The sequence below is a fragment of the Pseudomonas chlororaphis subsp. piscium genome, assembly GCF_003850345.1.
Taxonomy (GTDB): Bacteria; Pseudomonadota; Gammaproteobacteria; order Pseudomonadales; family Pseudomonadaceae; genus Aquipseudomonas; species Aquipseudomonas piscium.
The window spans coordinates 5748004-5771681 of sequence record NZ_CP027707.1 but is presented as its reverse complement, the minus strand read 5'-3'; the positions used below and the strand labels follow the sequence as shown (position 1 = coordinate 5771681).

The following is a 23678-nucleotide window of genomic DNA, read 5'->3' as shown; positions in this document are numbered from 1 at the left end:
TTGTCAGTACGAGACGAAAGAGGAGTACTTATCCTCGCTCGGGGCTTCAGTGCTTCTTCTTTTTGGGCGACTTGCTGGAGCTTTTGAACAAAGTGAATCCATGTGGGTTTCTGTAGCGGCCAGCATAAGAATCAAATGCCTTTTGTACGGACTTCTTGGTCTTGAAAAGCTTGTGATAGTAGATGTGTGCGAACAAGGCTGCGTTATAAAAGCTGGGTGAGCCTGTTGGGGCTATATAGTTTTTGCAGCCAAGCTCTTTGGTGAGGAGCCTGGCAAAAGGTTGTGAGCCTGACTGGCAGGCGGTGCTGACGATAGTGGTGCCTTTCAGCGATATGGAACTCTCTCGCAGCTTCGCATGCGAGCCCTCTCCATCATGTGTCCACCATCCTGCGAAGCGCTTTTTTTTCGTCACTGCGCCATGGGTCGCTATATGCACGTGGGTCATTTCAGTCTGAGTCAGGGCCTTGAGAAGCTGCTTAATCGACTTCACACGGATCAATTTGGATTTGACCTGCATCAGGTTGAATATTTCTTTGAGGACCTTTCCCTCTGATCCGGGATCGTCTTCACAGACGCACTCGATGATGCAAACGCCTTTGGTCATCTTCAGGGCTCTTTAAATGGGCAGTGGGCGAGTGTAAGGGAATGCCCGGCTAGCTGGCGGTGGACGATGCGATGGCAAAATAGTAGCTTTTATCCCCAGTCCATTGCTAACGGCCCTTCCAGGTCGTTGCATCCCAGGCTTTGCTCGTTAAGGAAGACGTTCTACTCCAGTCGCTAGCCCACAAGGATGAACCATGGCCATCAAGTCCACGCACTCGAACCAGCAAAAACACCTCGCCGTGCTTATCGATGCCGACAACGCCCAGGCGTCAATTGTCGAGGCATTGTTCGAGGAGATCGCCAAGTACGGCATTGCCAGTGTGAAGCGCATGTACGGTGACTGGACCGGGCCGCAATTGGGCGGGTGGAAGAAGCTGATGCTGGAGCATTCGATCCAGCCCATCCAGCAGTTCGCCTACACCAAGGGCAAGAACGCAACCGATAGCTCGTTGATCATCGATGCCATGGACCTGCTTTATACCCGGCGTTTCGACGGCTTCTGCCTGGTGTCCAGCGACAGTGACTTCACCCGCCTGGCCGGGCGCCTGCGCGAAGAGGGCATGACGGTATACGGCTTCGGTGAAGCGAAAACGCCAGAGCCCTTCGTCAAGGCCTGCGACAAGTTTATCTACACCGAAATTCTCCGTCCCCAGGACGCCACTGAGCCCGCCGCTCAGGGCGACAAGACCCAAGCTACTTCCAGCCCCATCGAAGAGGCGGGCAAACAACCAACCGCTTCATCTTCCAGCAGTCCGGCGAAAGTGCCGGTGGAGTTCATCGCCAAGATCCTCGATGACATCGCCGAAGAGGACGGCTGGGCACCCTTGGCCATGTTGGGTACCACCATCAGCAAGGTGCGTCCCGCATTCGACTCTCGGCTGTACGGCCACACCAAACTCAGTGGCCTGATCCGCAGCCAGAGCAAATGGTTTGACCTGGATACCCGTGGCGGCTCGCCCACCGGCGGGGCCGTGTTGTACGTGCGCAACAAAAATAGAGCCCCCGACCAACAGGCGCGCTGAGTCAGCTGGCCACGACCGATTTGAACTCCCGACATCGGGGGGCTCTACTGAAATCTTTGGTCTAAATGCGTGTCTTGTGATTTTTTTATCAGGACCTATCCTGTTTTCGTCGCTGCCAATCCAGCGATCGGGCCTGAGAACCCGTGGAAACAATAGGCGCACAGGCGCCACCATGCATTAGACTGCTGGCGCTTTTTTGCGCTCGCACACCTTGTTATGGCGGCTGTGCGCGGGAGGTCTTCGGACCTGCCGGGTTTCCTATTGTCCCGGTTTCTCAGCCTGCGCACAGCTGCCACCCTTTCGCCTGAGAACGAACGTGGTAGCACTCAAATAGGAGTGAGTTCCATGGACGTTTTGACTCAGTATCTTCACCCCGCCACCCTTTGCACCAAGGCCCAAGCCGGAGGTGCGCAATGACTATTAAGACCCTTGGTACCGTCACCTTTGCTCCTTGCGGCGAGGCCCAGCATCCGTTGTTCCGGGTTAATCCAGATGTACCGCTGCGCGAGGCCTTGGAACACGTATCGCAATTGCTGTTTCATGCCAAGTATCTGGCCCAGGATGCCGCTCTAGAGCGGGACGATCGCTATGCCTGGGCCGCCCATTACTTCAGCGAGATGGGCAAGGCGATTGTGGATGATCTGTGCCTTGGCGAGTGGCCGGTAGCGGGCGGTCGCCGGCCCTGATGTGATCATCGTCGCCTGGATGTAAGTCCTGAATGAAGGCCCTACTGGTGGGCCTTTATGCCAAAGCAAACGCGTAATGCCAACCGCGCTTGTTGGTTTCCTTCAAGCGCAGATGGAAGCCTCATGAGTGGCACAACAACGTTATGAGGATACCGAAGGGAATTCTGGCTGCTATATGAGAGGGAAGGCAGGATGCAAAAAAGGCCCTTAAAGGGCCTTTTTGTATTCAGGTGAAGCGCTCAATTAATTTCATTGCACTAACCGACAACAGCATGCCTCCCCCAACCCCCCATACAATATAGTGCGAAATGATGAGCCTTCTTTTAAGTGGCTGTGGGAAAGTATCTATCTCGTTGGCGTCCAATATGCCTTTTTTAATGTAGGAAGTCGGGCGAGCTAAAAAACCTGCCACCATGCCGACCATTACAAGCCTTCCCCAAGGACCCATGTGAAGATAGAACCTGCTCCCGGTTATTGCCTTGCAGTTTTTAACGTGGCCAAGTATTTCCTCCATGCGGGTGTACCCCCAATAGAGATAGATGCCACCCATGCTGAATATTCCAAGAAAAGTCAGGACGCATAAAACAACAAAAAAATCATGTGGGGAGCTAATCAGGTTCATTTTCCTTTCTCATATATAAACTCTCCAATGCTCTCGCCCCCGGCTTCACCTAGTTTTCCTGCCGCATAAGAGCCCCCTCCGATGACTATCAGGCCGCACACCACGCTACCGATGCCACCTGTAGGGACTCCGATGGCCACACAAACAGTTCCGGTCGCGGCGGTACCTAATGCCATTCCCGCAAACATTCCACCTGCTACCCCGCCCGTAAAGCTTCCGGCCTCCGTGAACCGTACTTTCTCACAAGCCTCCTTATTCCCCGCTGAGCAAACGTCCTGAACCTTCACATAAGACGCTCCACCGCCCAATGCTGTCCCAAGCCAACCGCCCAACTTAAGTACCTTGGAGGCTCGGGAAACACCCTCAATATGCGTGGCGTACCCTGGAATCTGACCTACCGCGCCCGCCTGGGTCCAGCGATGCACCAGACTTCGACTGGAAATCCCCAAGGCGCTTTTAAGGCTGGGGTGATCGGGGAAGGCAATGCTCATTTTTGTGATAGAGGTCAGGTTGCTATCCAGTTGGGCAAACAGCTTTCTCCTTTCACTGAAGAACTCGACACTACGCAGATGTCCGTCCCGCAGAAAGAACTTCTGATGGAGTTCTTCGATATCCAGCAAGGTTCTTTTCAAGCTGTCCATATGGTTGCCCACGGCCGCCGTACTGACACCTAAAACAGTCGAACCGTAGGACAGTATCGATTCAACCTGCGCCCGGTGCTTGAGCATAAAGGCCGCTTCCTCATCACTCATGGACGCCAAGGCCGCACTGACCTTCTCCGCCGCCTCCATCAGCAAGGCTTCTTCACGGGTGCATTGATAGTTGTCGGGATGACTGACTACGACAAGTTGCCCAGGTTTGGCAGGGCTTGATAGCTGAGGATTGAGCCGGCGGAATTTCTCCAGCACAGCTTCATCGGCCTGGCCGAACAGCACCGTCTCCAGCGCAGCCCGGCTCATCGGCGTTTGCACGATATGAAAACCCGGTTCTACGAGGTGTTGCGTGTCCTGCACGGACAGTGGCGGAGACACGATATCGCCATGAGCAACGCTCAGGCCGCGCACCTGATCTCGCGGCACCGCATCGGCAAACTCGTTTTGCGGGTAGCCCTTATGAATCGCGTCGGCCCAGCGCTGGGTATTGATCACCGCGGGCCCGATGTAATCGCTGTCGAGCGGGATGGTCGGCTGGTCCCCGGACATGACCGAGTTCTGGGTGGCAATCAGGCGATTAGCCCCGCTCGGACAGCCACACTGCACAAGGCCGCCTTCCACCGCCGTTGCTTGCTGGGTATCCAACAAGGTGTGATGGCCTTCGGCGATAAAACCTACTGTTTGGCACACCGGGCACCAGACCGGGTCGGCAATGCGGGCGACCCGTTGGTCCACGACAAAGGTGGTTGCCGATCCGGCAATGACTTTGCCGCCGGTGGTGGTAGGGTCGCCTTCCCTGATGACAAAGGCCATGGGCTACGTTCTCTTTGAGGAATGGGCCTCGAACGTAACAACGCATATCAGGTTGCTGAATCAGGCGATCCTGAAACGCCTTACCCCTTGGCTGGCATCACGACGCAAGACCACTATCCGCCCCTCGCACCAACACCTGCGGTTCCCCCTGCTTGATCACCCACCGTATCAACTCGCTCACGCTGATGCGGTGCTGGCGCTCGACCCATTCCAGGCCTTCGGGGCTGTAGTGTTCGCTGTAGCGGCTGAGGATCAGGTGTTGCTGGTCGGCCGAGAGGCACAGGCTGACTTCGCGGCATTGCAGGGAGGCGTCGCCGTGTTTGGCCACGCGTTGCAGCAGGACCAGGGCGTCGGTTTCAGAAGTCATCATGGGTCGCTCCTTCACAACGATGTTTGGCAGGGTCAGTAGCGCCTTGCTTGCCTTCCTGCACGAAGGCGGCGCGGTGTTCGGCGTTCACGTCGCGCAGGGCGCTGTAGTAGTCGGGCATGGTTTTCAGGCTGTCGGTCAGCGGCAGCAGGGCGGCGCGGCCGTCCACTACGCCACCGACCAGGGCGACGGTGCCCAGGGTCTGCACGGTGTCGCTGTTGTCGCCGAAGGGGGAGACCACGAAGTTGAGGATCTTGCCCACCGAGTCGCGGCTGTTGTCGGTGCCCAGCAGCGGCAGTTCGACGATGGGGCCATTGCCGATGCCCCACACGCCGAAGGTCTGGCCGAAGTCGGCGGTGTGGCGCGGGATGCCGATCGGGTCCGAGACGTTGAATAGGCCGAGTACGCCGACCGTGGTGTTGACCGCAAAACGCCCCAGGGTGTTGACCGAGCGCTGCGGGTTGCCCTGCAGCAGGTCGTTGATGAAGACCTTGGGTTCGCCGAAGTTGCTCGCGAAGTTATGCACGCCTTGTTGCATGAAATCCGGCAGGTGGCGGTAACCGCGGGCGACCGGTGCCAGTGCGTAGTCGTCGACGGCCTTGTTGAAGGCGAACACGCCACGGTTGACCGGCTCGGCGGGGTCATAGATCGGATAGTCGACCTTCGCGCACTCGGGTTGAGTGGCGGACCCCGTGCTGGTACAGCCCGCCAGGTAGGACAGGGACAGCAGCAGGGCGGTATGACGACACAGGCGGGTGGAGCACAGGAATGAGCGCATGGGCGGACGACCTTGGGAACAGGGAGGCCGATGCTGGCATGGGGGTTTTGCCTGAAGATGTCTGCTTTATTGCGGGGTTGTCGGTTTGTTACCGCGTTGAAATATATGACGGGCCGCGTCCAATGGTTTTGAATGAGAGTTCTTTCCGAGCTTGAGTGATACGCACTGGTGAGCAGTCTGTTGATCGTGGACGACGACCTTGAGGTCCTCGCGCTGCTGAAGAAATTTTTTGTGCAACACGGCTACTCGGTGGAAGTCGCCACCGAGGGCGCTTCGCTGTGGGCGGCGCTGGAGCGGCAGGTGCCGGACCTGATCATTCTCGACCTGATGCTGCCGGGGGAAAACGGCCTGACCCTGTGTCAGCGCCTGCGTCAGCAGCACGCCGTGCCGGTGATCATGCTGACCGCCATGGGCGAGTTGAGCGACCGCGTGGTGGGGTTGGAAATGGGCGCTGACGATTACCTGAGCAAACCCTTCGATGCCCGCGAACTGCTGGCTCGGGTGCGAGCGGTGCTGCGCCGCGCCGGAGAGAGCCGGCCGGTGGTCGGGGAGGTGCCGCGGCCGCTGATCAGGTTCGCCGACTGGCAACTGGACCTGACTCGCCGCGAGCTGCGCTCGCCGGATCAGGTGATGATTCCGCTGTCGGCGGGGGAGTTCGACCTGTTGCTGGTGTTCGTCGAGCATCCGCAACGCATCCTCAGCCGCGAGCAGTTGCTCGACCTGGCGCGCGGGCAGGCCCATGACGCCTTCGATCGCAGCATCGATGTGCAGGTCAGCCGCCTGCGGCGCAAGTTGGAGTTCGACACCAAGCGCCCGGCGATGATTCGCACGGTGCGCAATGGCGGCTATCTGTTCACCCCCAGCGTGACCCGTCAATGAGGACGAGACACAGGCCGGGCGGCCCGCGAGACACCATCGCCCGCTGGATTGCCCTGACCACCCTGATGGCGATGCTCACCGCCCTGGCCTTCAATGCGCTGTTCGTGCAGTTGGCCGGGGTCTGGGCCAAGCCGCCGTTGAGCGAATCCGGCCTGGTGGAAAAGATCGCGTCCATCAGCAATCTGATCGACGCCTCGGAGCCGGTGCAGCGTGCTCGCCTGGCCGAGTCGGTCAGCGACCAAGCCCTGAGTGTGACCTGGCACCCGACGCGACGGGATATCGAGGTACCGGTAGTCGATGAGCCGGAATACCGCGAGGGTTCGACGAAACTGAAGCAGTTGCTCAAGCCGGGAGTGGGTCACATGGAGGCCTACCAGCCCAGTGACTGGCCGGGGCCGGGCGGATCTTATGCGTTGCTGATCCAGATGAGCGATGGCTCCTGGCTGATGTTCTCCTCGGTCTCGCGCAGTTGGGGGTTGGATGAGGGGCCGCGCAACCTGATCGTGATCGGTCTGGTGTTGTTGTCCACCGTCCTGGTCGCCTTGATCGCCACCCGCCGCCTGGCCAGGCCCCTGCAGCAGTTCGCCCTGGGTGCGCGGCGGTTTGGCGTGGACTTTCGCGCACCGCCCATCGAGCCGGTCGGCCCCCACGAAATTCGCCAGGCGATCCTCGCGTTCAACGCCATGCAGGCCCAGTTGCAGCACTTCATCAAGGACCGCACGCAGATGCTCGCGGCGATCTCCCATGACCTGCGTACTCCCCTGACCCGTATGCGCCTGCGCGGCGAGTTCATCGAGGACCCCGAGCAGCAACGCCGGCTGTTCCATGACGTCGACGAGATGCAGGCGATGATCAATTCGGCCCTGGAGTTCTTCCGCGACGATGCGCGGCTGGAGGAGGCGACCTCCTTCGATCTGGCGGAGCTGCTGCAAACCCTGGTCGACGATTACCGCGACCAGTCCATCGACATCGCGTTCAGCGGCCCGCCGCGCCTGGTGTATTTCGGCCGCCCGCTGGGGCTCAAGCGGGTCATGAGCAACCTGCTGGAAAACGCCATCAAATACGCCAGCGAACCGGCGATTGAAGTGGTGGCGGATGCCGAGCAGGTGAAGGTCTGTGTGCTGGATCGCGGGCCGGGGATTCCCGTCGAATGGCATGAGCAGGTGTTCGAGCCGTTCTTTCGCATGGAAAGCTCGCGCAACCGCAACACCGGCGGCGTCGGCCTGGGGCTTTCCGCGGCGCGGGCGATCGTGCTGGAGCACGGCGGCGAACTGCGCCTGCGCAACCGTGGCGGTGGCGGGTTGGAGGTGTGTGTGCTGTTGCCGGTGCAGGGTATCTAGCTGGTCGGACCCGCTTCAGGACCTTTCATAGATCCTGGAGCGGGGCCTTCTTCAAGACTGACTCTTTACGCGAGTGTCACCTGTGGATTGCGCACCGGCTCCGCGGCCGCTTCGTTGTACACCCGCTCGTCTTCCTCCATGACCCGCGACGCCCGGCCGACCAGCACCGGGTCGGGTTGATGGGCCACGCGCAGGTTCTTGCCCGGATAGTCGAGGGAGTGCAGGAAGTGGCGGATGCAGTTGATCCGCGCGCGCTTCTTGTCGTCCGACTTGATCACGGTCCAGGGCGCATCGGCGGTGTCGGTGTGGAAGAACATCGCCTGTTTGGCGGCGGTGTATTCGTCCCACTTGTCCAGCGACTTGATGTCGATGGGCGAGAGTTTCCAGTGCTTGAGTGGGTCGTCGCGGCGCGAAATGAAACGGCGCAGTTGCTCGTCGCGATTGACCGAGAACCAGTACTTGAACAGCAGGATGCCGCTGTTGCACAGCATGCGCTCCAGCTCGGGCGTCTGGCGCATGAACTCCAGGTATTGCAGGGGCGAGCAGAAGTCCATGACCCGCTCGACGCCGGCGCGGTTGTACCAGGAGCGGTCGAAGAACACCATTTCCCCGGCGGTGGGCAGGTGCTGGATATAACGCTGGAAATACCACTGGCCCTGTTCCTGCTCGCTGGGTTTTTCCAGGGCGACGATCCGCGCGCCCCGCGGGTTCAGGTGCTCCATGAAACGCTTGATGGTGCCGCCCTTGCCCGCGGCATCGCGCCCCTCGAACAGCACCACGACGCGCTGCCCGGTTTCCTTGACCCAGCTTTGCACCTTGAGCAGTTCGATCTGCAGCTCCTGCTTGGCCTTTTCATACTCGGCGCGACGCATGCGGCTGCGGTACGGGTAGCTGGCGGGCAGCTTGGCGGTGGAGCTGTCTTCATTGCTGCCATGGGGCGCGCTGGCCACCTGCAGGGCGACCGGCTGCTGGCTAATGGCGCTGATTTCGGCTTCGGCGGTCTTTGCAGCGGCAGGTTTAGTGGTCGCACGTGGCCGGCGCGGGCGTGGAGTGGCCGGTTTGCGTGGGGCGCTTTTGCTGCTGGCCGTGACCGTCGGTTTGGCTGCTGGCGTGGCTTTTTCCGGAAGGGGGTTGGGAAGGGGGCGCGCGGTGGATTCTTCGCTCATATCGGGCCTGTCTGATCGCTCCAATGTCTTTCAGACAGTCTATGGCGCACAAGACCGGGCTTCTTGATACGTATCAAGGAAGCTTTTGAGCAGGTCTGTATTGGTGCTTTCAGTCGTCCTCCGTAGGAGCGAGGCTTGCCCGCGAAACAGGCGCTGCGCAGTGTCAGCCAATCCGCGTCATCGTTCATCGCGAGCAAGCTTCGCTCCTACAGAGTCCTGGTGCGCAGGAGCTGCAGCACTTTTCTGCAGGCGAAAAAAAAGACCTTGAATTTCAAGGTCTTTTTTAAGTTTGGTGCCCCGAGGGAGACTCGAACTCCCACTTCTCTCGAAAACGGATTTTGAATCCGCCGCGTCTACCAATTCCGCCATCAGGGCTCAATGGCGGCGAAGTATAGAGACGTGCCTACCGTTGGTCAATCAGGTTTCATGGTCAATTTTGGCTATTTCCGCTAAACTTTCCGGCCCTGCTAGACGAACCCCATCATGCGTGTTGCTGACTTTACCTTCGAGCTCCCTGATTCGCTGATCGCCCGCCATCCCCTGGCCGAGCGTCGCGCGAGTCGCCTGTTGACCCTGGACGGGGTCACCGGCGCCCTGGCCCACCGTCAATTCACTGATTTGCTTGAGCATTTGCGCCCGGGCGACTTGATGGTGTTCAACAATACCCGGGTGATTCCGGCGCGCCTGTTTGGCCAGAAAGCCTCCGGCGGCAAGCTGGAAATCCTGGTGGAGCGGGTGCTCGACAGCCACCGTGTACTGGCCCATGTGCGCTCCAGCAAGTCGCCGAAACCGGGTTCGAAGATCCTGATCGAAGGCGGCGGCGAGGCCGAGATGCTGGCCCGTCACGACACCCTGTTCGAGCTGGGGTTTGCCGAGGAAGTGCTGCCGCTGCTGGAGCGCGTCGGCCATATGCCGTTGCCTCCTTATATAGACCGCCCGGACGAAGACTCGGACCGCGAGCGTTATCAGACCGTGTATTCCGAGCGCCTGGGCGCCGTGGCCGCGCCGACCGCGGGGCTGCATTTCGACCAGCCGCTGCTGGAGGTGATTGCCGCCAAGGGCGTCGAGACCGCGTTCGTGACCCTGCATGTGGGCGCCGGGACCTTCCAGCCGGTACGGGTCGAGCGCATCGAAGATCACCATATGCACAACGAGTGGCTGGAAGTCAGCCAGGACGTGGTGGATGCGGTGGCGGCCTGCCGCGCGCGCGGCGGTCGGGTGGTGGCGGTGGGGACCACCAGCGTGCGTTCCCTGGAAAGCGCGGCGCGTGATGGTGTGCTCAAGCCGTTCAGCGGCGACACCGACATCTTTATCTACCCGGGCCGGCCGTTCCATGTGGTCGATGCCCTGGTCACCAACTTCCATTTGCCCGAATCCACGTTGTTGATGCTGGTTTCGGCGTTCGCCGGTTATCCCGAAGCCATGGCCGCCTACAAGGCCGCCGTCGAGCATGGATACCGCTTTTTCAGCTACGGTGATGCGATGTTCATCACCCGCAATCCCGCGCCACGCGGCCCTGAGGATCAAGCATGAGTCGCACCTGTCGTATGTCTTTCGAGCTGCTCGCCACCGATGGCAAGGCTCGTCGCGGTCGTCTGACCTTCCCCCGTGGCACCGTGGAAACCCCGGCCTTCATGCCGGTGGGCACCTACGGCACGGTCAAGGGCATGCTGCCTCGGGACATCGTCGCCACCGGCGCCGAGATCATCCTGGGCAACACCTTCCACCTGTGGCTGCGCCCGGGCACCGAAGTGATCAAGAAGCACGGCGACCTGCATGACTTCATGCAGTGGAAAGGCCCGATCCTCACCGACTCCGGCGGTTTCCAGGTGTTCAGCCTGGGCGCCATGCGCAAGATCAAGGAGGAGGGCGTGACCTTTGCCTCGCCGGTCGATGGCGCCAAGGTTTTCATGGGCCCGGAAGAGTCGATGCAGGTCCAGCGCGACCTGGGGTCGGACATCGTGATGATCTTCGACGAATGCACCCCGTACCCGGCCGACGAAGACGTCGCGCGGGTGTCCATGGAGCTGTCGCTGCGCTGGGCCCAGCGCTCGAAGAACGCCCATGGCGACAACACGGCGGCGCTGTTCGGCATCGTCCAGGGCGGCATGCACCAGGACCTGCGCATGCGCTCCCTGGAAGGCCTGGACAAGATCGGCTTCGACGGCCTGGCCATCGGTGGCCTGTCGGTGGGCGAGCCCAAGCACGAGATGATCAAGGTACTGGACTACCTGCCAGGCCAGATGCCAGCAGACAAACCTCGTTACCTTATGGGTGTTGGCAAGCCGGAAGATCTGGTTGAGGGTGTGCGCCGCGGTGTGGATATGTTCGATTGCGTGATGCCAACCCGTAATGCCCGCAATGGGCACCTGTTCATTGACACTGGCGTGCTGAAGATCCGCAACGCGTTCCATCGCCATGATGATTCGCCGCTGGATCCGACCTGCGATTGCTATACCTGCCAGAACTTCTCCCGTGCTTATCTGCATCATCTGGACAAGTGCGGCGAAATGCTGGGGAGCATGCTCAATACCATCCATAATTTGCGTCATTACCAACGTCTTATGGCTGGTTTGCGCGAGGCTATTCAACAGGGTACATTGGCCGCCTTTGTCGATTCCTTCTATGCCAAACGCGGGTTGCCCGTGCCGCCTTTAGAATAAGTTCTAAAGACGTTTAGACCCACTTTTGTAATTATCCGGAGTGTTACATGAGCTTTTTTATCTCGACTGCAATGGCTGATGCTGCTGCACCTGCTGCTGGCCCTGCTGGCACTGGTTTTGAGTGGATTTTCCTGGTCGGTTTCCTGGTCATCTTCTACCTGATGATCTGGCGTCCACAGGCCAAGCGCGCCAAAGAACAGAAGAACCTGCTGGGCAGCCTGCAGAAAGGTGACGAAGTTGTGACTACTGGCGGTATCGCCGGCAAGATCACCAAAGTGACCGATGACTTCGTAGTGCTGGAAGTTTCCGACACTATCGAGATGAAGTTCCAGAAAGGCGCTATCGCTGCCACGCTGCCAAAAGGCACGCTGAAGGCGATCTAAGTTTCATCTTTTACCAATCGACGGGGCGCGCAAGGCGCCCCGCTTCATAAACGGGCGGCGTGATGCTGAACAAATACCCTCTGTGGAAATACGTACTGATCCTGGCGGTGCTGGCGATCGGTTTTATTTATTCCGCTCCCAATCTATACCCTGATGATCCGGCCATTCAGGTCAGCGGCGCGAGTACTGCGTTGCAGGTCACTCAGGCGGATCTGGATCGTGCGAGCAAAGCGCTCACCGACGCCGGGATCAACGTCAAGGCAGCGACCATCGCGGCCAAGGGCAAGGGCGGCCTGTTGCGTCTGACCAAGCAGGAAGACCAGCTTCCAGCCAAGGACGTCGTGCGCAAGGCCCTGGGTGACGACTATGTCGTTGCATTGAACCTGGCACAAACCACCCCGCAATGGCTGCGTAACCTCGGCGCGCATCCGATGAAACTGGGCCTGGACTTGTCCGGTGGTGTGCACTTCCTGCTGGAAGTGGACATGGAAAAAGCCCTCGACGCACGCCTGAAAGTCTACGAAGGCGATGTGAAGAGCCTGCTGCGTAAAGAGCGCCTGCGCTATCGCAGCCTGCCGCAGCTAGGCGGTGCCATTCAGCTGGGCTTCAGCGACGAAGCGACCCGTGAACAGGCGCGTACGCTGATCCGCAAGAACTTCAACGATTTCGACATTGTTCCGGCCGACCTCAATGGTCAGGCGGTGCTGCGTCTGGCGATGACCCCGGCCAAGCTGGCGGAAATCCGCGAATACTCCATCAAGCAGAACTTGACCACGGTACGTAACCGCGTCAACGAGCTGGGTGTTGCCGAGCCTCTGGTTCAGCGTCAGGGCGCCAACCGTATCGTGGTTGAGCTGCCGGGCGTGCAGGACACCGCTGAAGCCAAGCGTATCCTGGGCAAGACGGCCAACCTTGAATTCCGTCTGGCCGCCGAGCCGGGCGCTTCGAAAGCCACTTCCGAATCTTTCGAGTTCCGTGAAGGCAATCGTCCTCCTGCGCTGATCGAGCGTGGCCTGATCATCACCGGTGACCAGGTGACCGACGCCCAGGCGGGCTTCGACGAGCACGGTCGTCCACAGGTGAATATCAAGCTCGATGGCCACGGCGGCGAGCTGATGAGTCGTTCGACCCGCAGCAATGTCGGTCGCAGCATGGCGGTGATCTTCATCGAGCAGAAGCCGACCACCACTTACACCAAGCAAGTGGTCGACGGTGTCGAGAAAGACGTCGCGGTGCAGAGCTTCAAGGAAGAGAAGAAGATCATCAGCCTGGCGACCATTCAGTCGCCGCTGGGCAGCCAGTTCCGCATCACCGGCCTGAACGGCCAGGGCGAGTCTTCCGAGCTGGCCCTGCTGCTGCGTGCCGGTGGTCTGGCCGCGCCTATGTACTTCGCCGAAGAGCGCACCATCGGCCCGAGCCTGGGTGCCGACAACATCACCAAGGGTATCGATGCGTCGCTGTGGGGCATGCTGTTCGTGTCGCTGTTCATCATCGCCATCTACCGTTTCTTCGGCATCATCGCCACCGTGGCGCTGGCGCTGAACATGGTGCTGCTGCTGGCCCTGATGTCCTTGCTGGGGGCTACGCTGACCCTGCCGGGTATCGCCGGTATCGTGTTGACCATGGGTATGGCGGTGGACGCCAACGTACTGATCTTCTCGCGCATACGTGAAGAGCTCGCCGCCGGTATGACCGTGCAGCGGGCAATCAACGAAGGCTTCGGCCGGGCATTCACCGCGATTCTCGACTCCAACCTGACCACCTTGCTGGTCGGCGGGATTCTCTTTGCCATGGGCACCGGCCCGGTCAAAGGCTTTGCGGTGACCATGTCCCTCGGGATCTTTACCTCGATGTTCACGGCCATCTGGCTGACCCGTGCGATGGTCAACCTGATCTTCGGCGGTCGTGACTTCAAGAAGTTGTGGATTTAAGGGGCTGCCATGTTACGTACTATCAACTTCATGGGCGTCCGCAACGTTGCGTTCGGCGTCACCTTGCTCCTGACCGTTCTGGCGCTGTTCAGCTGGTTCCACAAGGGGTTGAACTACGGCCTGGACTTTACCGGCGGTACGCTCATCGAGCTGACCTACGAGCGTCCGGCGGATGTGATGAAGGTTCGTGCTCAACTGAGCGAATCCGGTTATCACGAAGCGATCGTGCAAAGCTTCGGTGCCACCACCGACCTGCTGGTGCGGATGCCGGGTGAAGACCCGCAACTGGGCCATCAGGTAGCAGAGGCGTTGCAGAAGACTGGCGGCGACAACCCGGCGCAGGTCAAGCGCGTCGAGTTCGTCGGTCCGCAGGTGGGTGAAGAGCTGCGCGACCAGGGCGGCCTCGGCATGCTGATGGCGCTGGGCGGCATCCTGATCTACCTGGCCTTCCGCTTTCAGTGGAAGTTCGCGGTCGGCGCCATCGTCTCGCTGATCCACGACGTGGTGGTGACCGTGGGTATCCTGTCGTTCTTCCAGATCACCTTCGACCTGACGGTGCTGGCGGCGGTACTGGCGATCATCGGTTACTCGCTCAACGACACCATCGTGGTGTTCGACCGGGTGCGTGAGAACTTCCGCGTGCTGCGCAAGGCCAGCCTGATCGAGAACATCAACATCTCGACCACCCAGACCCTGCTGCGCACCATGGCGACCTCGATCTCCACCCTGCTGGCGATCGCGGCGCTGCTGTTCTTCGGTGGCGACAACCTGTGGGGCTTCTCTATCGCGCTGTTCGTCGGTGTTCTGGCGGGTACCTACTCGTCGATCTACATCGCCAACGTGGTGCTGATCTGGCTGAACCTGAGCAGCGAGGACCTGATTCCTCCAGCCAATACCGAGAAGGAAGTCGACGACCGTCCGTAACGGTTTCCGCTTCCTGGTAGGCAGTCAAAAAGGCGCGAGTATTGAACTCGCGCCTTTTTTTATGCTCCAAGGCAGGGAGAAGCGCGGGCTTGTCCCGCTTGTGATGGTCAGGAGGTTCACGTGAACAAGTCGATGCTGGTTGGTGCGGTATTAGGTGCCGTCGCTGTGACTGCTGGGGGGGCTGTTGCCACCTACAAGCTGGTCAATAGTGGCCCTGAGTATGCGCAGGTGCTGGCAGTTCAGCCGGTCAAACAACAGATCAAAACACCGCGTGAAGTATGCAAGGACGTCACCGTGACCCGTCAGGCTCCGGTGAAGGATCAACATCAGATCGCCGGTACGGTGGTCGGTGCGCTGGCCGGCGGTCTTCTGGGTAACCAGATTGGCGGCGGTACAGGCAAGAAGATCGCCACGGTCGCCGGTGCGGTCGGCGGTGGTTACGCTGGTAACAAGGTGCAGGAAGGCATGCAGGAGCGTGATACCTACACCACCACTCAGACTCGCTGCAACACGGTCAACGACATCAGCGAAAAGGTCGTGGGTTATGACGTGAAGTACGAGCTGAACGGCAAACAAGGCCAGGTGCGTATGGATCGTGATCCGGGCAGCCAGATCCCGGTCAACAAGGAAGGTCAGTTGATCCTGGGTCAGAACGTACCAGCGCAATAAACGTTTGAGCGTCAATCATGAAAAAGCACCCTTCGGGGTGCTTTTTTATTGCCTGAGGTTTGGATTTGCTTCTGTAGGAGCGAGGCTTGCCCGCGATCCGGGCGCCGCGGTGTATCAGCCTCATTCGGGGCTGAAGCTATCGCGGGCAAGCCTCGCTCCTACAGGGAGAGTGGTTTTTCGACAAATCCCAGGCATAAAAAAAGCACCCCGAAGGGTGCTTTTTTGTCGCTGGCGCTTAGCGCTTCAGCGAAGCCGGCAGGTGCGGCTGGATAGCGGTGAGGACCGCCTTGAAGCATTTGGTGTTGCCGGCAACCACGTGGCCTTTTTCCAGGAAGTCGTGACCGCCGGTGAAGTCGCTCACCAGTCCGCCGGCTTCTTGGATCAGCAGGGCGCCTGCAGCCATGTCCCACTCGGACAGGCCCGACTCCCAGAAGGCATCGAAACGACCGGCAGCCACGTAGGCCAGGTCCAGGCTGGCGGCGCCGGCGCGGCGGATGCCGGCGGTCTGGCCGACCAGGGCGCGGAACATGCCCAGGTAGTTGTCGAGGTTGTCCATCTGGTCGTCACGGAACGGGAAGCCGGTACCCAGCAGGGCGCCGTCCAGGCTGGTGCGGCCGCTGACACGCAGGCGACGACCGTTCAGTTGTGCGCCGCGACCACGGCTGGCGGTGAATTCTTCCTGGCGCACCGGGTCCAGAACCACGGCGTGTTCCAGGCGACCACGGTATTTGCAGGCGATGCTGACAGCGAAATGAGGAATGCCACGCAGGAAGTTGGTGGTGCCGTCCAGCGGGTCGATGATCCACAGGTAGTCTTCGCCTTCGCCGCTGCCAGCGTGCAGACCGGTTTCTTCACCGAGAATGCCGTGAGTCGGGTAGGCCTTGCGCAATGCGTCGATGATCTTCTGCTCGGCGGCGCGATCAACTTCGGATACGTAGTCTTTGGCGTCTTTTTCGTCGACCTTGATGGTATCCAGGCGCTCGATGGAGCGGAAAATCAGTTCACTGGCGCTGCGGGCGGCGCGCAGCGCGATATTCAGCATTGGCTGCATGGATAGGTCACCTAAGGTTGTTAAAGAAAGCCGAGCATTCTAGCAGAAAACTTTTGCAGATGAAGGTCGACATTCGCTCCGCTTGCCTTGATCTGCCGTTCAAACCGGTAAATGCGCGGACATTTTGACGAGTGGCGGTCCGTCTGGAGTTAGTCGGCTTCTATAAAGTGCCAGCCAGAAGCAGTTATTTTTGAGGCGGGAGCGCTGGCTGTTCTGTAAGATTTGCTCCCCTTTCCCGTGTCCGAGAGCGCCTCCCTTGCTGCAGAACATTCGTGTCGTCCTGGTCAATACCAGTCATCCCGGAAACATCGGTGGGGCTGCGCGTGCCATGAAGAACATGGGGCTGTCGCGGCTGGTGTTGGTCGAGCCGCGGATTTTCCCGTCCCATGAGGCCGATGCGCGCGCGTCCGGCGCTACCGACATTCTTGAAAGCGCTCAGGTCGTCGCCACCCTGGAAGATGCCCTGGCCGGCTGCACCCTGGTGTTTGGTACCAGCGCCCGTGACCGGCGTATTCCCTGGCCATTGCTCGACCCCCGTGAGTCCGGGGTCAAGGTGGTGCAAGAGGCAGGGCAGGGCGCCGAAATTGCCTTGGTCTTTGGCCGTGAAGATTCCGGCCTGACCAATGACGAGCTGCAGCGATGTCATTTTCACGTGCATATCCCTTCGGACCCGGAGTTCAGCTCGCTGAACCTGGCGACGGCGGTGCAGGTGCTGGCCTATGAAGTGCGTATGTCCTGGCTGGCGGCCGAAGGTCAGCCGAGCAAGGTCGAGAAGGATGAAGTGGCGTCGCCGCGCAGCGATGAGCTGGCGACCATGGACGAGCTGGAGCGGTTCTACGAGCATCTGGAGCAGACGCTGGTGGCCATCGACTTCCTCGATCCGGAGAAGCCACGGCACTTGATGGCGCGCCTGCGCCGGTTGTACGGACGCAGCTCGGTAAGCCGGGCGGAAATGAATATTTTGCGTGGCATCCTCACGGAAACCCAGAAAGCGGCCCGTGGCGAGCTCCTTAAGCGGAAGAATGATGATGTTTGAGCGTTTGCGTGAAGATATCCAGAGTGTTTTCCATCGTGACCCGGCGGCGCGTAACGCGTTCGAGGTCCTGACCTGCTACCCGGGCATGCACGCCATCTGGATTCATCGCCTGTCCGGCGCGTTGTGGGGCATGGGCTGGAAGTGGCTGGCGCGCCTGGTGTCGAACTTCGGTCGCTGGCTGACCGGGATCGAGATTCACCCGGGGGCCAAGGTGGGTCGCCGCTTCTTTATCGACCACGGCATGGGCATCGTCATTGGCGAGACCGCCGAGATCGGTGACGACGTCACCCTCTATCAGGGCGTGACCCTGGGCGGCACCAGTTGGAACAAGGGCAAGCGTCACCCGACCCTGGAGGACGGTGTGGTGGTGGGGGCGGGCGCCAAGGTACTGGGTCCGTTCACCGTGGGGGCAGGCGCCAAGGTCGGTTCCAATGCGGTGGTGACCAAGGCGGTGCCAGCGGGCGCTACTGTGGTGGGCATTCCCGGGCGCATCATCGTCAAGTCCGATGACGAGCAGGAAGCCAAGCGCAAGGCGATGGCCGAGAAGCTCGGTTTCGATGCCTATGGTGTCAGCGAGGACATGCCGGACCCGGTGGCGCGGGCTATTGGCCAACTGCTCGATCACCTGCAGGCCGTCGATGGGCGCCTGGAGGGTATGTGCGGGGCCTTGAAGGACCTGGGCAGCAGCTACTGCGCCAAGGATCTGCCAGCGCTGCGCGATGAGGACTTCGCAGGCGTCAAGGACAAGGGTGACAGCCAGGTCGGCTGAGCCGTCCAGGCGCCTTGGCATTGGTCGCGAGCAAGCTCGTTTTGTGGAAATGAGCTTGCTCGCGCAGCATCCGAAAGGATGCTGGCGACCCATTAGTCACCCGTCAAATCCAGGGCGTGCCATTACCCTGCAGACTTTGCTATGATTCGCGCGCTCTTTTGCGGGTAAACCTGACTAAAGTAGTAGGTCTTATAGTTGACTTAATTACTCGGGAATTGCATACTCGCTCCCATCCCGAAACACTCCGTGGTACTTGTCCATGCGACTGACTACAAAAGGCCGATACGCGGTAACAGCCATGCTTGACCTGGCGTTGCACGCGCAACATGGGCCGGTGTCCCTGGCCGATATCTCTGAGCGCCAAGGCATCTCCCTGTCCTATCTCGAACAGCTCTTCGCCAAGTTGCGCCGTAGCAATCTGGTGTCCAGCGTGCGTGGTCCAGGCGGTGGCTACCAGCTGTCGCGTGACATGCAAGGCATTCAGGTGGCCCAGGTGATCGATGCGGTGAACGAGTCGGTCGATGCAACCAAATGCCAGGGGCAGGGCGATTGCCATTCCGGCGACACCTGTCTGACCCACCACCTGTGGTGCGATCTGAGCCTGCAGATTCACGAATTTCTGAGCGGTATCAGCTTGGCTGACCTTGTGACTCGCCGTGAGGTGCAAGAAGTAGCCCAGCGTCAGGATCAGCGCCGCTGTAATGGCAAGGCGCAGCACCTGGACAAGATTGAAGCGTCCGCCGTCGAATGACAGCCAAAGAGCTAGCGGCACGCCAGCCAGCCTGATTTAGGAGAGAGTCCATGAAATTGCCGATTTACCTTGATTACTCAGCGACCACCCCGGTTGATCCGCGTGTCGCGCAAAAGATGAGTGAATGCCTGCTGGTCGACGGAAACTTCGGTAACCCGGCGTCCCGCTCCCACGTGTTCGGCTGGAAGGCCGAAGAGTCGGTGGAAAATGCCCGTCGCCAAGTGGCTGACCTGGTCAACGCCGACCCGCGTGAAATTGTCTGGACCTCCGGTGCCACCGAGTCCGACAACCTGGCAATCAAGGGTGTCGCGCATTTCTACCACACCAAGGGCAAGCACCTGGTTACCTCGAAGATCGAGCACAAGGCTGTCCTGGACACCATGCGCCAACTCGAGCGTGAAGGTTTCGAAGTCACCTACATCGATCCCAGCGAAGACGGCCTGATCACGCCGGCCATGGTCGAAGCCGCCCTGCGCGACGACACCATCCTAGTGTCGATCATGCATGTGAACAACGAGATCGGTACGGTCAACGACATCGCTGCCATCGGCGAACTGACCCGCTCTAAAGGCATTCTGTTCCACGTCGACGCCGCCCAGTCCACCGGTAAGGTCGACATCGACCTGCAGGCGCTGAAAGTCGACCTGATGTCCTTCTCTGCCCACAAGACCTACGGTCCTAAGGGTATCGGCGCGCTGTATGTCAGCCGCAAGCCGCGGGTTCGCCTCGAGGCGACCATGCACGGCGGTGGTCACGAACGCGGCATGCGCTCCGGCACCCTGGCCACCCACCAGATCGTGGGCATGGGCGAAGCCTTCCGTGTAGCCAAGGAAGACATGGCTACCGAAAACCTGCGCATCAAGGCGTTGAGCGACCGCTTCTACAAGCAGGTCGAGAACCTGGAAGAGCTGTACATCAACGGCAGCATGACTGCCCGCGTACCGCACAACCTGAACCTGAGCTTCAACTATGTCGAAGGCGAGTCGCTGATCATGGCGCTCAAGGACCTGGCGGTTTCCTCCGGTTCGGCCTGTACCTCGGCTTCGCTGGAGCCTTCGTACGTGCTGCGCGCCCTGGGCCGCAACGACGAACTGGCACACAGCTCGATCCGCTTCACCTTCGGCCGCTTCACCACCGAAGAAGAAATCGATTATGCCGCGCAGAAAGTCTGCGAGGCCGTGACCAAGCTGCGCGCTCTGTCGCCGCTGTGGGACATGTACAAAGACGGCGTCGATATCTCGAAGATCGAGTGGGCGGCACACTAAATATAGAAGCCGCCAGGTACAGCTCCTGTAGCAACGCGGCGACTGACGCAGGCGTAACTACAGGGTCTCAAGAGCGGCCCTGATGAGTGAGGATTAAGAATCATGGCTTACAGCGAAAAGGTCATCGACCACTACGAGAACCCGCGCAACGTCGGCAAGATGGACGCGGAAGATCCTGATGTCGGCACCGGCATGGTCGGCGCTCCGGCGTGCGGCGACGTGATGCGCCTGCAAATCAAGGTCAACGAACAGGGCATCATCGAAGACGCCAAGTTCAAGACCTACGGTTGCGGTTCGGCTATCGCCTCCAGCTCCCTGGCTACCGAGTGGATGAAGGGCAAGACTCTGGATGAAGCAGAGACCATCAAGAACACTCAGCTGGCTGAAGAGCTGGCCCTGCCGCCAGTGAAAATCCACTGCTCGGTACTTGCCGAAGACGCCATCAAGGCCGCCGTTCGCGACTACAAGCAGAAGAAAGGCCTGATCTGATTTAGCGGATCAGCTTTCACAGATTGAGCGAAAAGTAAGGAGTCACGATGGCTATCAGCATGACAGAAGCGGCTGCTCAACACGTGCGACGCTCCCTCAACGGGCGCGGCAAAGGTGATGGGATTCGTCTGGGTGTTCGCACCACGGGCTGTTCCGGCCTTGCCTATGTCCTGGAGTTCGTCGACGAGATCGGTGAAGACGATCAGGTGTTCGAGAGTCATGGCGAGAAAGTGATCATTGATCCGAAAAGCCTGACCTACCTGGATGGCACCGAACTGGACTTCGTCAAGGAAGGGTTGAACGAGGGCTTCAAGTTCAACAACCCCAACGTGCGCGGTGAATGTGGCTGCGGCGAAAGCTTCAACATCTGAGGCTGCTCGTGGGTACTCCTTGTCATTTCGCTTTATTTGAGCTGCAACCGAGCTTCCGCCTGGATCTCGAGCAGCTGGCCACGCGCTACCGTGAGTTGGCGCGTGCCGTTCATCCGGACCGCTTCGCTGACGCCTCCGAGCGTGAGCAGCGCCTGGCGCTAGAGCATTCCGCCAGCCTCAACGAGGCCTACCAGACTCTCAAAAGTCCTCCCAAGCGTGCGCGATACCTGCTCGCCATGGGCGGTCATGAGCTGCCGCTGGAGGTCACGGTGCACGATCCGGAGTTCCTTCTGCAGCAGATGCAGTGGCGCGAAGAGCTCGAGGATCTGCAGGACGAGGCCGACCTGGCCGGTATTGCAGCTTTCAAGCGCCGCCTGAAAGTGGCCCAGGATGAATTGAACGAAAGCTTCGCGGCCTGTTGGGATGATGCTGCGCAACGCGAACAGGCCGAACGCCTGATGCGGCGCATGCAGTTCCTCGACAAGCTCACCTACGAAGTGCGCCAGTTAGAAGAGCGCCTCGACGATTAACCCAGTGCCGCTCCGGTCGCACGCCTGATATACAGATAAGTCCAGATAAACATGGCCCTACTGCAGATCGCCGAACCCGGCCAAAGTCCTCAACCGCACCAGCGTCGCCTGGCTGTGGGGATCGACTTGGGCACTACCAATTCGCTGGTCGCTGCCTTGCGCAGTGGTCTTTCCGAGCCGCTGGCCGACGCCAACGGGCAGGTCATCCTGCCGTCTGCCGTGCGTTATCACACCGACCATGTCGAGGTGGGCGAGTCCGCCAGGCTGGCGGCGTCTGCCGACCCCCTGAACACTGTGTTGTCGGTCAAGCGCTTGATGGGTCGTGGTCTTTCCGACGTCAAGCAATTGGGCGAGCAGCTGCCGTATCGCTTCGTCGACGGCGAGTCGCACATGCCGTTCATCGAAACCATCCAGGGCCCGAAAAGCCCGGTGGAAGTCTCCGCCGATATCCTCAAGGTCTTGCGCCAGCGCGCCGAGTCGACCCTGGGTGGAGAGTTGGTGGGCGCGGTGATCACCGTTCCGGCCTATTTCGACGATGCGCAGCGTCAAGCGACCAAGGATGCGGCCAAGCTGGCCGGTCTCAATGTGTTGCGTCTGCTCAACGAGCCGACCGCGGCGGCCGTGGCCTATGGTCTGGATCAACACGCCGAAGGCGTGGTGGCCATTTATGATCTGGGTGGAGGGACTTTCGATATTTCCATTCTGCGCCTGACCGGCGGCGTCTTCGAAGTGCTGGCCACCGGTGGCGACAGCGCCCTGGGCGGCGACGATTTCGATCATGCGATCGCTGGCTGGATCATCGAGAGCGCCGGCCTGTCCGCCGATCTCGATCCGGGTAAGCAGCGCAATCTGCTGCAAATCGCCTGTGCCGCCAAGGAAGCGCTCACCAATGCCCCATCGGTCGAAGTGACCTATGGCGCCTGGTCGGCGCCGCTGACCCGCGAAGCCTTCGATGCCCTGATCGAGCCGATGGTGTCGCGCAGCCTCAAGGCTTGCCGTCGCGCCGTGCGTGATTCCAATGTCGAGCTGGAAGATGTCCAGGCGGTGGTCATGGTCGGCGGTTCGACTCGTGTTCCACGGGTTCGCGAAGCAGTCGCTGAAATGTTCGGTCGCCAGCCGCTGACCGAGATCGACCCGGACCAGGTGGTGGCCATTGGTGCTGCGATCCAGGCCGATACCCTGGCTGGCAACAAACGCGATGGTGGCGAACTGCTGCTGCTTGATGTGATTCCGCTGTCCCTGGGGCTGGAAACCATGGGCGGGTTGATGGAGAAGGTGATTCCGCGTAACACCACTATCCCGGTCGCCCGTGCCCAGGACTTCACCACTTACAAAGATGGCCAGTCGGCCATGATGATTCACGTGTTGCAGGGCGAGCGCGAGCTGATCAGCGACTGCCGTTCCCTGGCGCGCTTCGAACTGCGCGGCATTCCGGCCATGGTCGCCGGTGCGGCGAAGATCCGCGTGACCTTCCAGGTCGATGCCGATGGCCTGCTGAGCGTGTCCGCTCGCGAGTTGGGCTCGGGCGTCGAAGCCAGCATCCAGGTCAAGCCATCCTACGGTCTGACCGACGGCGAAATCGCCCGGATGCTCAAGGATTCCTTCCAGTACGCCAGCGACGACAAGGTCGCCCGCGTGCTGCGCGAGCAGCAGGTCGATGCCCAGCGCCTGATCGAGGCGGTGCAGGGCGCTCTGGAGGCGGACGGCGAGCGTCTGCTGGATGCCGAAGAGCGCATGGTCATCGAGCTGCAAATGCAGGAATTGAGTGAATTGATGCGTGGCACCGATGGTTACGCCATCGAGCAGCAGACCAAGCGTCTGTCGCAAGTGACCGATGCTTTTGCTGCCCGCCGCCTGGACTCGACGGTGAAAGCCGCTCTGGCGGGGCGCAATCTGAATGAAATCGAGGAATAACTG

Annotated in this window: 25 protein-coding genes and 1 tRNA gene; 18 read left to right on the top strand and 8 right to left on the bottom strand. The window is 60.2% G+C overall.

The features are described from left to right. Positions 1 to 46: 46 nt before the first annotated feature. Complete coding sequence (locus tag C4K38_RS26055; protein WP_053280758.1) at positions 47 to 604, bottom strand: hypothetical protein; 558 nt, start codon at positions 602 to 604, stop codon at positions 47 to 49. Between the two features lie 193 nt (positions 605 to 797). Here C4K38_RS26055 and C4K38_RS26050 point away from each other — a divergent pair, with 193 nt between their 5' ends. Further along, entirely contained in the window at positions 798 to 1625 is an 828-nt protein-coding gene (locus tag C4K38_RS26050) for an NYN domain-containing protein (protein ID WP_053280757.1), read from the top strand. Between the two features lie 413 nt (positions 1626 to 2038). After that, entirely contained in the window at positions 2039 to 2311 is a 273-nt protein-coding gene (locus C4K38_RS26045) for a DUF3077 domain-containing protein (protein ID WP_038634924.1), read from the top strand. A gap of 226 nt (positions 2312 to 2537) precedes the next feature. Here the strand turns inward: C4K38_RS26045 and C4K38_RS26040 are convergent, their stop codons facing one another. The 4 genes from C4K38_RS26040 to C4K38_RS26025 all read right to left on the bottom strand — a co-directional run bounded on the left by C4K38_RS26040 (position 2538) and on the right by C4K38_RS26025 (position 5544). Continuing rightward, positions 2538 to 2933, bottom strand: a complete 396-nt coding sequence (locus C4K38_RS26040) for a hypothetical protein (protein WP_053280756.1) — start codon at positions 2931 to 2933, stop codon at positions 2538 to 2540. Then, entirely contained in the window at positions 2930 to 4399 is a 1470-nt protein-coding gene (locus tag C4K38_RS26035; protein ID WP_053280755.1) for a PAAR domain-containing protein, read from the bottom strand. Before C4K38_RS26035 ends, C4K38_RS26040 begins: the two co-directional genes overlap by 4 nt. Before the next feature lie 97 nt (positions 4400 to 4496). Continuing rightward, positions 4497 to 4769 carry a hypothetical protein gene (locus C4K38_RS26030; protein WP_053280754.1) on the bottom strand — a complete coding sequence of 91 codons (273 nt, stop codon included), beginning with the start codon at positions 4767 to 4769 and terminating at the stop codon, positions 4497 to 4499. Continuing rightward, positions 4756 to 5544 (bottom strand): MlaA family lipoprotein, encoded by a 789-nt coding sequence (locus tag C4K38_RS26025; RefSeq protein ID WP_053280753.1) that lies wholly within the window; start codon positions 5542 to 5544, stop codon positions 4756 to 4758. Before C4K38_RS26025 ends, C4K38_RS26030 begins: the two co-directional genes overlap by 14 nt. Before the next feature lie 168 nt (positions 5545 to 5712). Here C4K38_RS26025 and C4K38_RS26020 point away from each other — a divergent pair, with 168 nt between their 5' ends. Both C4K38_RS26020 and C4K38_RS26015 read left to right on the top strand, forming a co-directional pair. Continuing rightward, positions 5713 to 6423, top strand: a complete 711-nt coding sequence (locus C4K38_RS26020; RefSeq protein ID WP_009050668.1) for a response regulator — start codon at positions 5713 to 5715, stop codon at positions 6421 to 6423. Continuing rightward, positions 6420 to 7763 (top strand): sensor histidine kinase, encoded by a 1344-nt coding sequence (locus tag C4K38_RS26015; protein WP_053280752.1) that lies wholly within the window; start codon positions 6420 to 6422, stop codon positions 7761 to 7763. The genes C4K38_RS26020 and C4K38_RS26015 overlap by 4 nt, the downstream gene beginning before the upstream one ends. 65 nt (positions 7764 to 7828) lie before the next feature. Here C4K38_RS26015 and ppk2 read toward each other — a convergent pair whose 3' ends face one another. After that, entirely contained in the window at positions 7829 to 8929 is a 1101-nt protein-coding gene (ppk2, locus tag C4K38_RS26010; protein ID WP_053280751.1) for a polyphosphate kinase 2, read from the bottom strand. Between the two features lie 290 nt (positions 8930 to 9219). Further along, a tRNA-Leu gene (locus C4K38_RS26005) sits at positions 9220 to 9304 on the bottom strand. A 108-nt stretch (positions 9305 to 9412) separates the two neighbouring features. Between C4K38_RS26005 and queA the strand changes: the two genes are divergently transcribed. From queA to C4K38_RS25975, 6 genes are all read left to right on the top strand, one after another. Next, positions 9413 to 10462, top strand: a complete 1050-nt coding sequence (gene queA, locus C4K38_RS26000; protein ID WP_053280750.1) for a tRNA preQ1(34) S-adenosylmethionine ribosyltransferase-isomerase QueA — start codon at positions 9413 to 9415, stop codon at positions 10460 to 10462. Positions 10463 to 10476: 14 nt separating this feature from the next. Beyond that, positions 10477 to 11592, top strand: a complete 1116-nt coding sequence (gene tgt / locus C4K38_RS25995) for a tRNA guanosine(34) transglycosylase Tgt (RefSeq protein ID WP_162096445.1) — start codon at positions 10477 to 10479, stop codon at positions 11590 to 11592. A gap of 47 nt (positions 11593 to 11639) precedes the next feature. After that, a complete protein-coding gene (gene yajC / locus C4K38_RS25990; protein WP_007929510.1) occupies positions 11640 to 11975 on the top strand; it encodes a preprotein translocase subunit YajC in 336 nt (111 codons plus the stop codon). 62 nt (positions 11976 to 12037) lie between these two features. Next, entirely contained in the window at positions 12038 to 13906 is a 1869-nt protein-coding gene (secD, locus tag C4K38_RS25985) for a protein translocase subunit SecD (RefSeq protein WP_053280749.1), read from the top strand. 9 nt (positions 13907 to 13915) lie between these two features. After that, positions 13916 to 14830 carry a protein translocase subunit SecF gene (gene secF / locus C4K38_RS25980; protein ID WP_007929512.1) on the top strand — a complete coding sequence of 305 codons (915 nt, stop codon included), beginning with the start codon at positions 13916 to 13918 and terminating at the stop codon, positions 14828 to 14830. A gap of 120 nt (positions 14831 to 14950) precedes the next feature. Continuing rightward, on the top strand, positions 14951 to 15499 hold the full coding sequence (locus tag C4K38_RS25975; RefSeq protein WP_023967173.1) for a glycine zipper 2TM domain-containing protein: 549 nt from the start codon (positions 14951 to 14953) through the stop codon (positions 15497 to 15499). A gap of 235 nt (positions 15500 to 15734) precedes the next feature. On the opposite strand, the gene suhB is transcribed toward C4K38_RS25975, so the two are convergent. Beyond that, positions 15735 to 16550, bottom strand: coding sequence for a type III secretion system regulator SuhB (gene suhB / locus C4K38_RS25970; RefSeq protein ID WP_007929514.1), 816 nt, complete (start codon positions 16548 to 16550; stop codon positions 15735 to 15737). A 256-nt stretch (positions 16551 to 16806) separates the two neighbouring features. On the opposite strand from suhB, the gene trmJ reads away from it, so the two are divergent. The 8 genes from trmJ (at position 16807) to hscA (ending at position 23675) form a co-directional block, all read left to right on the top strand. After that, positions 16807 to 17586: a tRNA (cytosine(32)/uridine(32)-2'-O)-methyltransferase TrmJ gene (trmJ, locus tag C4K38_RS25965; protein ID WP_053280748.1), complete on the top strand. Its 780-nt coding sequence runs from the start codon at positions 16807 to 16809 to the stop codon at positions 17584 to 17586. Further along, positions 17579 to 18355 (top strand): serine O-acetyltransferase, encoded by a 777-nt coding sequence (gene cysE / locus C4K38_RS25960; protein ID WP_053280747.1) that lies wholly within the window; start codon positions 17579 to 17581, stop codon positions 18353 to 18355. The genes trmJ and cysE overlap by 8 nt, the downstream gene beginning before the upstream one ends. Before the next feature lie 259 nt (positions 18356 to 18614). Further along, positions 18615 to 19106, top strand: a complete 492-nt coding sequence (gene iscR / locus C4K38_RS25955) for a Fe-S cluster assembly transcriptional regulator IscR (RefSeq protein ID WP_009045442.1) — start codon at positions 18615 to 18617, stop codon at positions 19104 to 19106. A gap of 50 nt (positions 19107 to 19156) precedes the next feature. Continuing rightward, positions 19157 to 20371: an IscS subfamily cysteine desulfurase gene (locus C4K38_RS25950; protein WP_053280746.1), complete on the top strand. Its 1215-nt coding sequence runs from the start codon at positions 19157 to 19159 to the stop codon at positions 20369 to 20371. A gap of 102 nt (positions 20372 to 20473) precedes the next feature. Next, a complete protein-coding gene (gene iscU / locus C4K38_RS25945; RefSeq protein ID WP_003443374.1) occupies positions 20474 to 20860 on the top strand; it encodes a Fe-S cluster assembly scaffold IscU in 387 nt (128 codons plus the stop codon). A gap of 47 nt (positions 20861 to 20907) precedes the next feature. Then, complete coding sequence (iscA, locus tag C4K38_RS25940; RefSeq protein WP_007929524.1) at positions 20908 to 21231, top strand: iron-sulfur cluster assembly protein IscA; 324 nt, start codon at positions 20908 to 20910, stop codon at positions 21229 to 21231. Positions 21232 to 21239: 8 nt separating this feature from the next. Beyond that, the gene (gene hscB / locus C4K38_RS25935) at positions 21240 to 21761 is read left to right on the top strand and encodes a co-chaperone HscB (RefSeq protein WP_053280745.1); all 522 of its coding nucleotides are present in this window, start codon (positions 21240 to 21242) and stop codon (positions 21759 to 21761) included. Positions 21762 to 21812: 51 nt separating this feature from the next. Next, positions 21813 to 23675, top strand: coding sequence for a Fe-S protein assembly chaperone HscA (gene hscA, locus C4K38_RS25930; RefSeq protein ID WP_053280744.1), 1863 nt, complete (start codon positions 21813 to 21815; stop codon positions 23673 to 23675). The last annotated feature ends 3 nt before the right edge of the window (positions 23676 to 23678 follow it).